This is a genomic window from Komagataeibacter europaeus, assembly GCF_002173515.1.
GTDB classification, from domain to species: domain Bacteria; phylum Pseudomonadota; class Alphaproteobacteria; order Acetobacterales; family Acetobacteraceae; genus Komagataeibacter; species Komagataeibacter europaeus.
The window spans coordinates 2,492,556-2,506,567 of the sequence record NZ_CP021467.1 but is presented as its reverse complement, the minus strand read 5'-3'; the positions used below and the strand labels follow the sequence as shown (position 1 = coordinate 2,506,567).

Genomic DNA, 14,012 nt, shown 5'->3' with positions numbered 1-14,012 from the left:
GAAGCACGGGCGCCACCTTGGTGGAAGGGTGGGGCGGACCCGAAGGTCCACCCCCCCATTCCGGAGCCTGTATGACGCCTTGCGGCGATCAGGACTTCTTGGAGTCGTCCACGTCTTCGAAGTCGGCGTCGACAACCTTTTCGTCCTTCGGCGCGCCGCCCGGGGCAGCGCCGGCAGCACCCGGTGCGCCTTCGGCCTGGCCTGCCTTGTAGACAGCTTCGCCAACCTTCATGGCAACCTGCGTCAGGCGATCGGTCGCCGTCTTCAGGGCTTCGGCATCGGTGCCTTCCAGTGCCTTGCGCACTTCGGCAATCGCTGCTTCCGCTTCCGTCTTGTCAGCCGCCGGAACCTTGTCGCCTGCTTCGCTCAGGGACTTTTCGACCTGATGGGTCAGACCTTCGGCCTGGTTACGGGCCTCGACCTGTTCCTTCTTCGCCTTGTCGGCGGCGGCATTGGCTTCGGCGTCCTTCACCATCTTTTCGATGTCGGACTCGGACAGACCACCAGAAGCCTGGATCTTGATCTGCTGTTCCTTGCCGGTCGCCTTGTCCTTGGCCGAGACGGACACGATGCCGTTGGCGTCGATGTCGAACGTCACCTCGATCTGCGGCACGCCACGCGGTGCGGGGGCGATGCCGGTCAGGTCGAACGTGCCCAGCAGCTTGTTGTCAGCGGCCATTTCACGCTCGCCCTGATAGACCTTGATGGTCACGGCGCTCTGGTTGTCTTCCGCGGTCGAGAAGGTCTGGCTCTTCTTCGTCGGGATCGTCGTGTTGCGGTCGATCAGGCGGGTGAACACGCCACCCAGCGTCTCGATACCCAGCGACAGCGGCGTCACGTCGAGCAGCAGCACATCCTTGACGTCACCCTGCAGCACCGCGCCCTGAACCGCCGCGCCGATGGCGACCACTTCGTCGGGGTTCACGTTGCGGGCGGGTTCCTTGCCGAAGAACTCCTTAACGGCCTCGATCACCTTGGGCATACGGGTCATGCCGCCGACCAGGATGACTTCGTCAATCTCACCAGCGGAAACCGACGCGTCCTTCATTGCGGCGCGGCAGGGTTCCAGCGTGCGCTGGATCAGGTCATCCACCAAGCTTTCCAGCTTCGCGCGGGTCAGCTTCACCACAAGGTGCTTCGGGCCGGATGCATCAGCCGTGATGAACGGCAGGTTGATCTCGGTCTCCTTGGAGGAAGACAGCTCGATCTTCGCCTTTTCGGCCGCTTCCTTCAGGCGCTGCAGGGCCAGCTTGTCCTGACGCAGGTCGATGCCCTGCTCACGCTTGAACTCGTCAGCCAGGAAGCCGATGATGCGGGCGTCAAAGTCTTCACCGCCGAGGAAGGTGTCACCGTTGGTGGACTTCACCTCGATCACGCCGTCGGAGATCTCGAGGATGGACACGTCGAACGTGCCGCCACCAAGGTCATAGACCGCAACCGTGCCGCCGTTCTTCTTCTGCAGGCCATAGGCCAGCGCCGCAGCGGTCGGTTCGTTGATGATACGCAGGACTTCCAGACCGGCGATACGGCCGGCATCCTTGGTGGCCTGGCGCTGTGCGTCGTTGAAGTACGCGGGCACCGTAATGACGGCCTGCGTGACCTTCTCGCCCAGGTAGGATTCGGCGGTTTCCTTCATCTTGCCCAGAATGAAGGCGGAAATCTGCGCGGGGGCGTATTTCTTGCCCTGTGCCTCGACCCATGCGTCGCCGTTGTCGCCCTTTACGATGGCGTAGGGGACCAGTTCCTTGTCCTTCGCCACGGTGGGATCGTCATAGCGGCGGCCGATCAGACGCTTGACCGCATACAGGGTGTTGGCCGGGTTGGTGACCGCCTGGCGCTTCGCTGCCTGACCGACCAGCATTTCGCCGTTGTCGGTGAACGCCACCATGGACGGGGTGGTACGTGCGCCTTCGCTGTTCTCGATAACCCGCGTCTCGTCGCCTTCGCGCACGGCAACGCAGGAATTGGTCGTACCAAGGTCGATACCGATAACCTTGCTCATTCAGATACTCTCCTTTTCAGCGGCCTGTCCTGACCCGAAGCATCGGGACAGACCCTTTCTTTCATATCGTCCGGTGACGGGGCGGACTGTCTGTTTCACATCCACCCGGCAGCACCGCTGTTACCATCCGATGTAGGCAGCCCCCGCGCAGCTTTCAAGGGCCTGAAGGCGTGCGCGGAAACGATTTCACCCTGCCTGCGCCGGTCCCTTTGACACGACAACCATGGCCGGCTTGAGCAGCCGCCCGTGCAGCGTCCATGCGGGGGTCCATGCCTCCATCACGGTGCCATGGGCGTGTTCGTCGCTGTGCTGTTCCGCCATGGCCTGATGGAGGTTGGCGTCAAAGGGCTTGCCCTTCGCGTCTTCCGCCTTGATGCCATTGCGTTCCAGAATGCCGATGAACGACCGCTCGGTGCTTTCGATCCCTTCGCGCATGCGGGTCAGGATGCTGTCCTCGCCCTCGGTGGGCTGGGGCAGGCTGGCCACCGCGCGCTTGAGGTTGTCAGCCGCCTCGACCACATCCTTGGCGAATTTCTGCACGGCGTACTGCCGGGCGTCTTCCACCTCGCGCTTGGCGCGGTTGCGGACGTTCTGGGTCTCGGCTTCCGCACGGACCCATTTGTCACGCAGGGTCGCGACCTCGGCCTCCAGTTCGGCCACGCGCGGATCGACCGCGGCGTGCCCGGCTTCGGCCTCCGGCGCATGGTCGGAATGCTCATCAGTCGCGGGATTGGGTGTGCCGTCGCCGGTTGCGGCATTGGCAAAGGGGTTGGGGTCTGTGTTCTCGCTCATGCTCTTACAAGTAGGTAACGGCTGGCCAATGGACAAGGCATTGCGCTCCCGGCAGGCATGCCGTTTTTGCGCAACTTGTCCCGATCCGATGGAACAGCCGGAACGCCAGCGGCGTTCCAGTGAAGCAGGATGCCCGCATCCCCTCATGACATGCGGGCGGATATGACGCTATGGTACATACGTGCGCCGGACAAGGGACCGGCAGACATGCCCCCCATCCGGCAGAGGAGCGAAAAGAGAGCCCCCATGGAGCCAACGAAACAGACGATCGTGCTGGTTGACGATGACAGGAACATCCTGACCTCCGTGCAGATGACACTGGAGGCGGAGGGATTCATCGTCCGCACCTATACCGATGGCGAAAGCGCGCTGCACGGTCTGTCGTCACGGCCGGCGGATCTGGCGGTGCTGGATATCAAGATGCCGCGCATGGACGGGATGGAACTGCTCCAGCGCCTGCGCGCGCGCTCGCAGCTGCCGGTGATCTTCCTGTCCTCCAAGGATGAGGAAGTGGACCAGCTCATGGGCCTGCGGCTGGGGGCGGATGACTATATCACCAAGCCCTTTTCCCAGCGCCTGCTGCTTGAGCGCATCCGCGCGCTGCTGCGCCGCAATGAAGTCAGCCGCAGCGAGGCCGCGGGCGTAAGCCCCACCGGCACCATGGTGCGCGGCGGGCTGTCGCTGGATGAAACACGCCACCAGTGCCTGTGGCACGGGCGCGACATCCAGCTTACGGTGACGGAATTCCTGCTGGTCAAGGCGCTGGCGGCGCGCCCGGGACTGGTCAAGTCGCGCGACCAGCTGATCGATGCGGCGTATGGCGAGAACATCTATGTCGATGACCGCACGATCGACAGCCACATCAAGCGCGTGCGCAAGAAATTCCGCCAGGTTGATGAGGAATTCAACCAGATCGAGACCCTGTACGGGATCGGCTACCGCTACAAGGAAGAATGATCCAGCCGGATGCCGCGTCCCGTTCTTTCCCTCCCATTTGCAGTGCCCCCCCGACTGCGCCGTCTGATCCCGCGCCGGTGGAGCGGGGAGGGCAGGAACGCGGTCGCGGAATTCATGGAATACCGCACCCGGCTGGTCTCGCCGCTCATGCGGCGCATCCTGCTGGTCAATACGCTCCCGCTGGGGCTGCTGGCGCTGACGCTGCTGTACCTGACGCAGTTCCAGAACAGCCTGCTGGAAGCCGAGGTCTCGGCACTGCGTGAACAGGCGCGTATCTATGCCGGCGCGCTGGGACAGAGCGCCGTCATCATTTCCCGCCGTGATGTCACGCTGGAACCCACCCTGGCCCGCCCGCTGCTGCTGCGCCTGACGGAACCGAGCCCCAGCGCGCATGCCCGCCTGTTCGCCCCCGACGGGCAAGTCGTGGCGGACAGCCGCGTGGAACAGGCCGGCCACCATGGCGATGCGGGCAGGCTGCCCCCGCCACCGGCGGAAGATGACGAGCATTCGCCCCTGTACCCCCCATCGGTCAACATGGGCGAACGGCTGTACAACTGGCTTCTGGCGCAACTGCCCACCCTGTCGGGTGAGCGGATCATGACGCTGGACACGCCGGATTCCGACCCCTCCATCCAGCCCGTGACCCAGCCTGATGGCACGCGGGTCATGGAAATCCCGCCCTATATCCGCCGCAACGCCAACCACCAGCTTATGGTCACGGTGGCCGAACCCGTAATGCATGACGGGCGGACGACAGTGGGCATCATCCAGCTTACGCGCGAAGCGCGTGACGTGGACCGTTCGCTGTTTGCCGTGCGGTCGTCCATCCTGTCGCTGTTCCTCATGGCGCTGGCGCTGACCATCCTGCTGTCATGGTACCTGTCGCTGACCATCGCGCGTCCGCTGCTGCGGCTGGCGGCATCGGCCCATACCATGCGTGAATCCTCCAACCGGACGGACATGGTGCCCGAACGCCTGCTGGCGCGACGTGATGAAATCGGGGAAGTCGCCCGTGCGCTGCAGGACAGCGCCAGCGCGCTATGGGCCCGCATGGACGCCATTGAACGGTTTGCGGCCGATGTCAGCCATGAAATCAAGAACCCGCTATCCTCCATCCGCTCGGCCATTGAAAGCCTGCTGCGCATCGACGATCCCGAACGCCAGCGACGGCTGCTGTCGATCATCAATGATGACGTGCGACGACTTGACCGCCTGATTACCGATATTTCCGATGCCAGCCGCGTGGATGCGGAACTGTCGCGTGCCCGGGCCGAACCGATTGCCATCGTGCCGTTGCTGTCGGTGCTGACGGAAATACACCAGGCGACCCGCCAGCCGGGACAGCCCTACATGGCCGTGGCCAGCAGTGGCGACAGCCCGGAACGGCGTCTGACCGTCCTTGCGGTGGAAGACAGGCTGGTGCAGGTGCTGCGCAACCTGATCGGCAACGCGATTTCCTTTTCCCCGCCTGATGGCAAGATCCTGCTCAGCGCGGTGCCGGCGGGCAGCATGGTCGAAATCGCGGTCAGTGACGATGGCCCCGGCATTCCACAGGCCAAGCTGGACAACATTTTCGACCGTTTTTATTCCGAACGCCCCAGCAGCGAGAATTTCGGGCAGCATTCAGGTCTTGGCCTGTCCATCAGCAAGCAGATCATCGAAGCCCTGCGCGGCACCATCAGTGCGGAAAACCGCATTGACGCCGATGGTCACGTGCAGGGCGCGCGCTTCGTGATCTGCCTGCCCCGGGTGGACGTGAAGGCGGAGGTCAGCCGACCTCATCCGTAGCACGCGCGTACCGACGATACCGGAAGGGCGGTGGTTCGGCAGGCAGGGTTTCCAGCACCCTGACAACCCGTTCATGATCGGGCGCGCGGCTGCACACCGGATCGGTCGCCGCAGCATCGCCCGCCAGCGCCAGCGCCTGGCAACGGCAGCCCCCCCAGTCCTTTTCGCGCTGGTCACAGCTACGGCAGGGCTGCGGCATCCAGTCCGTACCCCGGAACATGGAAAATAGCGGGGAATCGCGCCAGATATGCGCCAGCGTGTCGTGGCGCACATCAGGGAAGGCGACATTGGGGATCGTCTCGGCCGCATGACAGGGCAGCACCCGGCCGGACGGGGAGATATTGATGAACCGGCGTCCCCAGCCCCCCATGCATGGCTTGGGACGGTCCGCGTAATAATCCGGCGTCACGTAATCTATGGTCAGGCAACCTGCATATTTCTCCCGCGCGGCCTCCACGGCCTGCGTGGTCTGTTCAAGCTGCTGTGCCGTGGGCATGAGGGCCGCGCGATTGGCCAGCCCCCAGCCATAATACTGCGTATGCGCGATCTCGACCCGGCGGGCGCCCATTTCCACCGCTGCCGCCAGCATCTGCGGCACGCGGGCGGCGTTTTCGCGGTAGATGACGAAATTCAGCGTCAGCGGCATGCCATCCGCCACCACCAGCCCTGCCGCTGCCATCTTGCGGGCCTGGGCACCCTTCATGCCGCCCACATGTTCGGCATTGGCGGTATCAATATCCTGAAAAGACAGCTGGACATGATCCAGCCCGGCATCGACCAGCGCGGGAAAGGTCTTTTCGTTCAGCAGCACGCCAGACGTGATGAGGTTGGTGTACAGCCCCAGCCCCACCGCGTGCCGGACCAGATCCGGCAGGTCCGGGCGGCTCATCGGTTCCCCGCCGGAGAAATGGACCTGCAACACGCCCATTTCGGCAGCCTGGTCCAGCACGCTGATCCAGTCCTGCGTGGACAGTTCGTTGCGGCGGGGTTCAAGTGCGATCGGGTTGGAACAGTACGGACACTGCAACGGGCAGCGATGCGTCAGTTCCGCCAGAAGGCTCATGGGGGAAAGAATGGTTTCTGTCATGCCACCAGCACCTGCCGGGTAATAAGGTCACTGACCATGACATGGACATCCCGGCCGATCACATCAACCGGGGCTGCAAACCGGGTGGCCAGTTCAGCCACGATCTGGCCCAGTGTGCGCGTGCCATCAACCAGCTTCAGCACCTCGGCTGCAATGGGGTCGGGTATGAAGGCCCGTTCCGGGGCCTGTATGATCCACCGTTCACGCACGCGGTCATGCTGCAGCCTGACCCCGCGCGCGAAGCGGATGATGCTGTCGTCTGTCAGGTCCGTGGTGGTCATGCCGCGTCCGGACGGAAGGCACCGGGGGGAATGCGGCCTGGATTGACATAGGCGTATTCCAGTTCATCCAGCATGGCCCACAGGACACCGCACTTGAACTTCAGCGCATCCAGCACCGCTTTCTGCTGTTCGGGCGTGCGGGCATGTTCCTTTACATAACCCAGCGCGAAATCGGAATCACGCGGGGCCTGTGTCAGGCGCGGCTGGAAATAGGCCAGCGTCTCGGGCGTGATGAAATCATAATGCCGCAGCATGCCCGCCACGCGCTCGCTTATGATGGTGGGCGAGAACAGTTCGGTCAGGGACGAGGCGATGGCTTCAAGGATGGAACGGTCGCGCACGAAAGCCACATAGGCATCCACCGCAAAACGGGTGGCGGGCAGCAGCCCCTCCAGCGACTCCACATAGGCCCGGTCCAGCCCCAGCCCGTCGGTCAGCTTCAGCCAGCGCGCGACGCCGCCCGTGCCCGGTGCGTCACCATCATGGTCCACCAGCCGCCTGCGCCATTCACGCCGCAGTTCCGCCGTGGGCAGGCGGGCCAGCAGGGTCGCGTCCTTGGCCGGGATGCTGGCCTGGTAATAATAGCGGTTCAGCGCCCATGCCTGCACCTGCGCACGGTTCAGCCGTCCGTCATGCAGCGCACGATGGAAAGGGTGCAGGTTATGGTAGCGTTCCGCCCCGATGGCGCGCAGCGCGGCTTCGAGTTCATCGGGGGAAAGCAGTTTTCCGCTCATGCCGTAATCCTCATCCCGTCATGGGAGATTTCCCACCCCGCCGCCTCAACCTGGGCACGTTCGGGCGAGTCCGCCAGCAGGACAGGGTTGGAATTGTTGATGTGTATGAAAATCCTGCGCTTGATGCCCAGGTCACGCAGGGCCGCGATGGTACCGTCCATGCCATCCATGGACATGTGGCCCATGCGGCGGCCGGTCTTTTCACCCAGGCCCGCACGGACCATCTCGTCATCGACCCACAGCGTGCCGTCAAAGAACACGGCGTCCGCACCACGCAGGCGCACCCGCAGGTTATCGGTCATGCGCGCGCAGCCCGGCACGAAACAGACACGATGGCTGCCATCGGATATTTCCAGCCCGACCGTTTCGCCATTTTCACAGATTGCCGCCGGATCAGGCCCGGACTCGGCATAAAGCGGCACCTTGCCGGGTACCGCGAACGGCACGATGGTCAGGCCCGCGGGCATGCCATCGGTCAGCTTCAGCGCCAGTGGTTCGTCGAGTCCCATGGGCGTGCGGGTCACGACCGCGCGGTTCAGGGCTTCAAAAATGGGATTGGCATCCAGCATGGACAGCACTTCGGGCGTGGCCAGCAGGGTAAAGGGCTGGCGTTCACGCAGGGTGAGCAGCCCGGTAATGGTATCCACCTCGCCACCCGTCAGGATGACACCGGCGATAGGCGTGGACCGCAAGCCTTCGCTGGGATGCAGGGCAGGGGTCTGGTTTATCTGGGTCCGCAGGTCAGGGGAAGCGTTGACCACGAACCAGTTCTTTCCATCCCCACTTATGGCGATGGAAGCCTGTGTGCGGGGCAGGGCTGCCGGATCGCCGGCCCTGGCCCGCCTGCAACCGGGAGCATTGGAATTCCATTGCGGAAATCCGCCACCCGCCGCCGCGCCGAGAACGATAATGTCGATCATGGACGCAGACTGTAAAAGAAAATCGCCGCCTGTGCGAGACAGGCGGCGATGTTCCTTACTTCTTTTCGCCGCAGACGTAGCTGTTGATCTCGGCGCCCAGGGGGACTTCAACGATCTTGGGGGTATTCCAGGCCATGAGACTCTCCATTGATTGCAGTTCCAGAAGGCAGCAAGCCTTCGTCTTACGGTATTTGACCCCTGTCCAATCGTGCTTTCAAGTACCGTCTCCCGCCATATGGGGTCCAAAAATTCACGTTAGCGTGTACCCGACCCCCGCCCCTGCAATGGCTGCGTAGCGGGAATGTGCCAAAAACCTTGGTCCTGCCTTTCATATATCGCCATAAGGAACGGATTGGTACGATACGAATGACAAGCGGGCACAGGAAACGCCAAACCCATTGGGGCCACGCCAGCACTACCTCAGGACCTGATTGATGCCGCCCGAGACAGAGCCAACCCCACCACAACAGCCCTCTTACGAACAGATACAGCAGCAGCGCGCCATAGAGGTCATGCGCCACAGCCGCATCGACACACGCACCGCCTGCCTGCTGCTGCTGAGTGTACTGGCGGTTTTCTACACCCTGTATTTCGCATCCGCCATCATCCTGCCCATGATCCTGGCGCTGGTGGTGAACCTGCTGCTGTCCACGCCGCTGCGCTTCCTGCATACGCGCCTGCATCTGCCCAAGCCGCTGGCCGCACTGTGCCTGATCCTGTGTGTATTCGGTGTCGTCGGCGCGGTGGGCACCGCCATTTCCGTGCCCGCCACCGGCTGGCTGGAACGCGCGCCAGAGGCGATCAATACGCTGCAGGAACGGCTGGCCTTCCTGCGCGGTCCGTTCCAGCTACTGAACAGCGCATCCGACCGCATCCACAATTTCATGACCATTGCGGGCGGCCACGTGGACCACCCGGCATCCGTGACCGATACGCCTGACGGGCATGTCATTGTGGTCTCGAACCCCGGCGGGGGCGGGCTGGACCGGTTCAGTTCCTCCATCCTGCTGGGCACGCAGGCATTCATGGGCCAGTTCTTCACCATGATCCTGATGCTGTTCTTCCTGCTGGCGCAGGGGGACAGCCTGCTGCGCCGCTTTGTGGAGATCATGCCCACCTTTGCCGACAAGCGCCGCACGGTACAGATCGCCTACCAGATCGAACGCAATGTCTCGCAGTACCTGGCCACCATCACCATCATCAACAGCCTGGTCGGGCTGGTGAACATGGTGCAGTGCTGGCTGCTGGGCATGCCCAACCCGCTGCTGTGGGGGGTCATGGCGTTCCTGCTGAACTACATTCCCATTATCGGGCCGATGATGGGGATCATCATCTATTTCCTCGTGGGGCTGTTCATTTACCCGTCCGCGTGGCAGGCGCTGCTGCCACCCGCCATTTACCTGTGCATCCACCTGACGGAAGGCGAGACGATCACCCCCATGGTGCTGGCGCGTCGTTTCACGCTCAACCCGGTGCTGGTCATGGCGTCACTGATGTTCTGGGACTGGCTGTGGGGTATTTTCGGGGCGTTCCTGTCCGTGCCCCTGCTGGCGGTCTTCAAGATCATCTGTGACCATGTGGAGATCCTGACCCCGATCGGCCACATCGTGGGGGGGCCGGCACGCACCACCCCACCCAAACCGCTCTTTACGGATGCAGCCGACCTGTCCGACGACAGGCCGGCTGAAGATGATTAGCTATTGCCCGCCGCCAGCACATCAAGCTTCGCCACCGACAGGATGGTGATGGCATAGCCCTTGCCGACTTCGATCATGCCCTGGCTGCGCATCCAGCTCAGCGTGCGGCTGACGGTTTCGATGGTCAGGCCAAGGTAGTCGGCAATATCGCCCCGCGTCATGGGCAGGTGCAGGCGGCCGCCATTTTCCTGACCGGGCAGCTGGCTTGCGTGCATCTGGTCCAGCAGGAAGCTGGCCACGCGCTCACGCGCGGTCTTGCGTCCCAGCAGCAGCATCTGGTTCTGGGCCGCGACCAGTTCATTGGACGCCTCTTCCAGCAGGCGGCGTTCCAGCTTGGGAAAATCATCCAGCAGGTCGGCCATCTTGTCGCGTGAAAAACGGCATACCCTTACCGTATCCACCGCTTCCGCGCCAAAGGCGTAATTGTCCGACACCGCAAGGCCGAGGAAATGCCCCGGTGAGGCGAAACCCGTGATCTGGCGCCGTCCATCAGGCAATGCCTTGAACAGCTTGACCGTGCCGGAGGTGACATTGAAAAAGTCGGTCGCCGGCGCGCCTTCCTCGATAAAGCCGCGACCGGGGGGAATGATGGTTTCCACCGCCGCTTCGGACAGGCGGGAAATGTCATCCGGCCCGATCACGCTGCATACGCTGGTGGGCCGGACGCTGCATGTCGTGCAGAAATCGGTCTGTGCACCACCCGCGCCGATGACGATACGCCGAGGCCTCGATTCAAACTGACACGAAGGCATATCCGACATAATTATTCCTAATCACTTTCAGGCGCCTGCGTTCCGGCGCCGAAGTAACCGGACATGCCTGGCTCCCTAGAAATACACTAATGCATTTGCCAAGAGCGCCGAGTATGGCGGATGGTTTGATGTAAATCAATGCATTCCGCCGGGAAATATCGGGTAAACAGACACGTATCACAGAAAAATCCCCAAGCCTTTGAGGAAAATCCGACGCGTGCAGGCCGTCCCCCCGCCCATGGTCCGACGACTGGACCGTACAGATGTGCCGCTCCTTTATCCCCTGATCCGGATATCGCTGCCGCATATCTCGCTGCGGGACTGGATACGCATCGGACGCAGGATGGCCCGGCCGGGAACGCGCGTGCATGAAGGCATCCTGGTCGCCCATTACGGCCCCGGCCGGCCACCCTGCGCCATGGCCACCTTCCGCCGCGGGTTCGACCTGTATTCGGGCGACACGCTGACGGCGGATTACATCCTGACCCTGTCCTATACCCACCAGCAGAAGATCATTGATGCACTGCTGCCCGCCATGGAAACACTGGCCCGCGAAATGGGGTGTGATGCAATACGCACGCTGTCCCATAGTAACCGGGTGCTAAATCAGGACGCCACGGTCCGGAAACTGTGTTCAACAAGCCACATTACCGAAAGAACAGTCAGGCTGGACCATAATAAGGAAATACTTCACCCATCCTGATTGATTCATATCAAAGCCGAATGTTAGGTGGGCGTGATTTCTGCACCTGACAAATCAAATTGAACATTCTTAACGATCCCGCCTGCATGCCAGCCGGAATAAACTAGGGTCTGCTCACGATGAAGAACATCCGTAAACTCGCCATGTCGGCAGCACTGGGCGCCACGGCACTGGCCCCTGTCGCGGTCCATGCGCAGACGACAGCGCCCTCCACCTACGTCAACGCACCGCTGGCAAAGCCCGTGCCCGTGGCACAGCCCAAGGGTCACTGCGGGATCTTCCAGACCTGCTCGACCACCAAGATCGGCCTGGGCAAGGGTGACTTCATGATCCGCCTGTCCGCTGTGGGCGTGCTGCCCGAAGATCGCGACAGCCGCGTCTGGGCCAACGGCGCGCCGCTGGTTGGCACCCGCATCAAGACCACCAACCAGGTCATGCCGGAACTGACGTTCGAATACTTCGTGACCGACAACATCTCGCTGGACCTGATCGCAACCAGCACCCGTCATGAAGTGGCGGCCGAAGGCGGCGCCGTGGGCGGCAAGCTTGACGTGGGCAGCGCCTGGGTGCTGCCGCCGACGGTAACCGTCGCGTGGCACTTCCGTCCGCACAAGCGCCTGAACCCGTATGTGGGTGTGGGTGGCACGTTCATGTGGTTCCACAACATGAGTGCTGCGAACAACGGCCTGACCAGCAAGCTGAACTCCGGCTTCACCGGTGGCCCGTCCATCAACGCCGGTGTGGATTACCAGCTGGTTGGCAACTGGTTCTTCAACTTCGACGTGAAGCAGATGTTCGTGCGCATGCACGCATGGGCTGAAAACTCCAGCGAAAGCGTGCATGTCACGGCCCACGACTCGCTGGACCCGACCGTCGTTTCCGCCGGTATCGCCTACCGGTTCTAATGGCATGAACGCGGCGGACAGTTCCCTGCTTTCCCGCTATGGGGGCAACCTGCCGCGTTACACCAGCTATCCCACCGCAGCACAGTTCAGTGATGCGGTGGGGCCGCAGGACAGCCGCGCATGGCTATCCTCCCTCCCGGCGGACCAGCCGGTTTCCCTTTACCTGCATGTTCCCTTCTGTGACACGCTATGCCGGTTCTGCGGGTGCAATACCGCCGTGCTGCGCAATGTGGATGCCCGGGCCGCCTATGCCGCCCTGCTGCATGAGGAACTGCGCCGCATCATCGCCCTGATCGGCCCCGGTCGCCGCGTCACTCACCTGCAATGGGGTGGCGGCACGCCCACGACCCTGCCGGGCAGCGCCATGCGCCGCGTGATGCAGGCCATCCGCCGGGATTTCGACATTGCCGCGGATGCTGAAATCAGCATCGAAGTCGATCCCCGTCATCTTCCCCCCGACTATCCCGCCCTGCTGCATGAACTCGGGTTCAACCGTGCCAGCATGGGCGTGCAGGATCTTGATGCGGACGTGCAGGACGCCTGTGGCCGGATCCAGAGCTGGGAACAGACCAGCGACTGCCTGAACGCCCTGCGAAATGCCGGGGTGGACTCCATCAACATCGACCTGATCTATGGCCTGCCACGGCAGGATACGGCAGGTGTCGCGCGTACGGCGCGCGCGGTGGCCAGCCTGCGCCCGGACCGGCTGGCGGTATTCGGTTACGCGCATGTGCCATGGAAGCAGAAACGCCAGAGCCTGATGCCGGTGGGCGACCTGCCCGGCCCGCAGGCACGCATTGCCCAGCGCGCAGCGATTGACGCGACCCTGCGTGACGAAGGGTTCCTGCCGGTCGGGCTGGATCATTACGTCAGCCCGCGTGACAGCATGGCCCGCGCCCTGGCCACGGGCACCCTGCACCGTAATTTCCAGGGCTATACCACCGACAGCGCGCCAAACCTGATCGGGGTTGGGGCATCGGCCATTTCCTCGCTGCCCGGCGGCATGACGCAGAATGCGGTATCATCCGCCGCCTATGCCCGGCTCATGGCCACAGACGCGGACACGCTACCCGTCGTGCGTGGCGTGCGCCTGGGACCGGACGATCACATCCGCGCCGCGATCATAGAACAGGTGATGTGCGACATGCAGGTCAACCTGGGGCAGGTCTGTGCGCAGCATCACCTGCCTGCCAGCCATTTTGCCCCCGAACTGTCCCGTCTTGCGCCCATGGTGGCAGACGGGCTGGTCAACATTGCGGACCAGCAGGTACGGGTTACGGAAAAGGGGCGCAGTTTCGTGCGCCACGTCGCGGCTGTCTTTGACCGCTACCTGACGGCCGACAGCGCCACCCGCCACGCCAGCGCCCTGTAACCACAGGCAGCAGGCCCCTGTG

At 63.0% G+C, this 14,012-nt stretch carries 14 protein-coding genes; 6 read left to right on the top strand and 8 right to left on the bottom strand.

Annotation, left to right across the window (positions count from 1 at the left end):
• Window positions 1-88 precede the first annotated feature (88 nt).
• Both dnaK and S101446_RS11580 read right to left on the bottom strand, forming a co-directional pair.
• Window positions 89-2,002 carry a molecular chaperone DnaK gene (gene dnaK / locus S101446_RS11585; protein ID WP_010508608.1) on the bottom strand — a complete coding sequence of 638 codons (1,914 nt, stop codon included), beginning with the start codon at window positions 2,000-2,002 and terminating at the stop codon, window positions 89-91.
• Window positions 2,003-2,188: 186 nt separating this feature from the next.
• Window positions 2,189-2,794: a nucleotide exchange factor GrpE gene (locus S101446_RS11580; RefSeq protein WP_087608409.1), complete on the bottom strand. Its 606-nt coding sequence runs from the start codon at window positions 2,792-2,794 to the stop codon at window positions 2,189-2,191.
• A gap of 246 nt (window positions 2,795-3,040) precedes the next feature.
• Here S101446_RS11580 and S101446_RS11575 point away from each other — a divergent pair, with 246 nt between their 5' ends.
• Window positions 3,041-3,751: a response regulator transcription factor gene (locus tag S101446_RS11575; RefSeq protein WP_010508610.1), complete on the top strand. Its 711-nt coding sequence runs from the start codon at window positions 3,041-3,043 to the stop codon at window positions 3,749-3,751.
• Window positions 3,752-3,760: 9 nt separating this feature from the next.
• Complete coding sequence (locus S101446_RS11570; protein ID WP_010508611.1) at window positions 3,761-5,539, top strand: stimulus-sensing domain-containing protein; 1,779 nt, start codon at window positions 3,761-3,763, stop codon at window positions 5,537-5,539.
• Here the strand turns inward: S101446_RS11570 and pqqE are convergent.
• From pqqE to pqqA, 5 genes are read right to left on the bottom strand one after another with little or no spacing between them, the layout of a single operon-like run.
• Window positions 5,520-6,626 carry a pyrroloquinoline quinone biosynthesis protein PqqE gene (gene pqqE / locus S101446_RS11565; protein ID WP_087608408.1) on the bottom strand — a complete coding sequence of 369 codons (1,107 nt, stop codon included), beginning with the start codon at window positions 6,624-6,626 and terminating at the stop codon, window positions 5,520-5,522. The genes S101446_RS11570 and pqqE overlap by 20 nt on opposite strands.
• Window positions 6,623-6,907, bottom strand: coding sequence for a pyrroloquinoline quinone biosynthesis peptide chaperone PqqD (gene pqqD / locus S101446_RS11560; RefSeq protein WP_010508613.1), 285 nt, complete (start codon window positions 6,905-6,907; stop codon window positions 6,623-6,625). The genes pqqE and pqqD overlap by 4 nt, the downstream gene beginning before the upstream one ends.
• The gene (gene pqqC / locus S101446_RS11555; protein WP_010508615.1) at window positions 6,904-7,641 is read right to left on the bottom strand and encodes a pyrroloquinoline-quinone synthase PqqC; all 738 of its coding nucleotides are present in this window, start codon (window positions 7,639-7,641) and stop codon (window positions 6,904-6,906) included. The genes pqqD and pqqC overlap by 4 nt, the downstream gene beginning before the upstream one ends.
• Entirely contained in the window at window positions 7,638-8,561 is a 924-nt protein-coding gene (pqqB, locus tag S101446_RS11550; protein WP_087608407.1) for a pyrroloquinoline quinone biosynthesis protein PqqB, read from the bottom strand. Before pqqB ends, pqqC begins: the two co-directional genes overlap by 4 nt.
• Before the next feature lie 55 nt (window positions 8,562-8,616).
• On the bottom strand, window positions 8,617-8,697 hold the full coding sequence (pqqA, locus tag S101446_RS11545) for a pyrroloquinoline quinone precursor peptide PqqA (RefSeq protein ID WP_010508617.1): 81 nt from the start codon (window positions 8,695-8,697) through the stop codon (window positions 8,617-8,619).
• A 298-nt stretch (window positions 8,698-8,995) separates the two neighbouring features.
• On the opposite strand from pqqA, the gene S101446_RS11540 reads away from it, so the two are divergent.
• A complete protein-coding gene (locus S101446_RS11540; RefSeq protein ID WP_244184209.1) occupies window positions 8,996-10,258 on the top strand; it encodes an AI-2E family transporter in 1,263 nt (420 codons plus the stop codon).
• Here S101446_RS11540 and S101446_RS11535 read toward each other — a convergent pair.
• A complete protein-coding gene (locus S101446_RS11535) occupies window positions 10,255-11,019 on the bottom strand; it encodes a Crp/Fnr family transcriptional regulator (protein ID WP_010508619.1) in 765 nt (254 codons plus the stop codon). The two genes, S101446_RS11540 and S101446_RS11535, sit on opposite strands and share 4 nt — an antisense overlap.
• Before the next feature lie 229 nt (window positions 11,020-11,248).
• On the opposite strand from S101446_RS11535, the gene S101446_RS11530 reads away from it, so the two are divergent.
• From S101446_RS11530 to hemN, 3 genes are all read left to right on the top strand, one after another.
• A complete protein-coding gene (locus S101446_RS11530; protein ID WP_029335373.1) occupies window positions 11,249-11,713 on the top strand; it encodes a hypothetical protein in 465 nt (154 codons plus the stop codon).
• Window positions 11,714-11,832: 119 nt separating this feature from the next.
• Window positions 11,833-12,618 carry an OmpW/AlkL family protein gene (locus S101446_RS11525; protein WP_010508623.1) on the top strand — a complete coding sequence of 262 codons (786 nt, stop codon included), beginning with the start codon at window positions 11,833-11,835 and terminating at the stop codon, window positions 12,616-12,618.
• A 4-nt stretch (window positions 12,619-12,622) separates the two neighbouring features.
• Window positions 12,623-13,990, top strand: coding sequence for an oxygen-independent coproporphyrinogen III oxidase (gene hemN / locus S101446_RS11520; protein ID WP_087608405.1), 1,368 nt, complete (start codon window positions 12,623-12,625; stop codon window positions 13,988-13,990).
• The last annotated feature ends 22 nt before the right edge of the window (window positions 13,991-14,012 follow it).

Excerpts from the sequence above, each read along its gene's own strand:
- hemN (WP_087608405.1), top strand. The coding sequence starts at position 12,623 with ATGAACGCGGCGGACAGTTCCCTGCTTTCCCGCTATGGGGGCAACCTG.
- dnaK (WP_010508608.1), bottom strand. The coding sequence starts at position 2,002 with ATGAGCAAGGTTATCGGTATCGACCTTGGTACGACCAATTCCTGCGTT.
- S101446_RS11530 (WP_029335373.1), top strand. The coding sequence starts at position 11,249 with ATGGTCCGACGACTGGACCGTACAGATGTGCCGCTCCTTTATCCCCTG.
- S101446_RS11540 (WP_244184209.1), top strand. The coding sequence starts at position 8,996 with ATGCCGCCCGAGACAGAGCCAACCCCACCACAACAGCCCTCTTACGAA.
- S101446_RS11575 (WP_010508610.1), top strand. The coding sequence starts at position 3,041 with ATGGAGCCAACGAAACAGACGATCGTGCTGGTTGACGATGACAGGAAC.
- S101446_RS11525 (WP_010508623.1), top strand. The coding sequence starts at position 11,833 with ATGAAGAACATCCGTAAACTCGCCATGTCGGCAGCACTGGGCGCCACG.
- S101446_RS11570 (WP_010508611.1), top strand. The coding sequence starts at position 3,761 with ATGCCGCGTCCCGTTCTTTCCCTCCCATTTGCAGTGCCCCCCCGACTG.
- pqqA (WP_010508617.1), bottom strand. The coding sequence starts at position 8,697 with ATGGCCTGGAATACCCCCAAGATCGTTGAAGTCCCCCTGGGCGCCGAG.
- pqqE (WP_087608408.1), bottom strand. The coding sequence starts at position 6,626 with ATGACAGAAACCATTCTTTCCCCCATGAGCCTTCTGGCGGAACTGACG.
- S101446_RS11580 (WP_087608409.1), bottom strand. The coding sequence starts at position 2,794 with ATGAGCGAGAACACAGACCCCAACCCCTTTGCCAATGCCGCAACCGGC.
- pqqC (WP_010508615.1), bottom strand. The coding sequence starts at position 7,641 with ATGAGCGGAAAACTGCTTTCCCCCGATGAACTCGAAGCCGCGCTGCGC.
- pqqD (WP_010508613.1), bottom strand. The coding sequence starts at position 6,907 with ATGACCACCACGGACCTGACAGACGACAGCATCATCCGCTTCGCGCGC.
- pqqB (WP_087608407.1), bottom strand. The coding sequence starts at position 8,561 with ATGATCGACATTATCGTTCTCGGCGCGGCGGCGGGTGGCGGATTTCCG.
- S101446_RS11535 (WP_010508619.1), bottom strand. The coding sequence starts at position 11,019 with ATGTCGGATATGCCTTCGTGTCAGTTTGAATCGAGGCCTCGGCGTATC.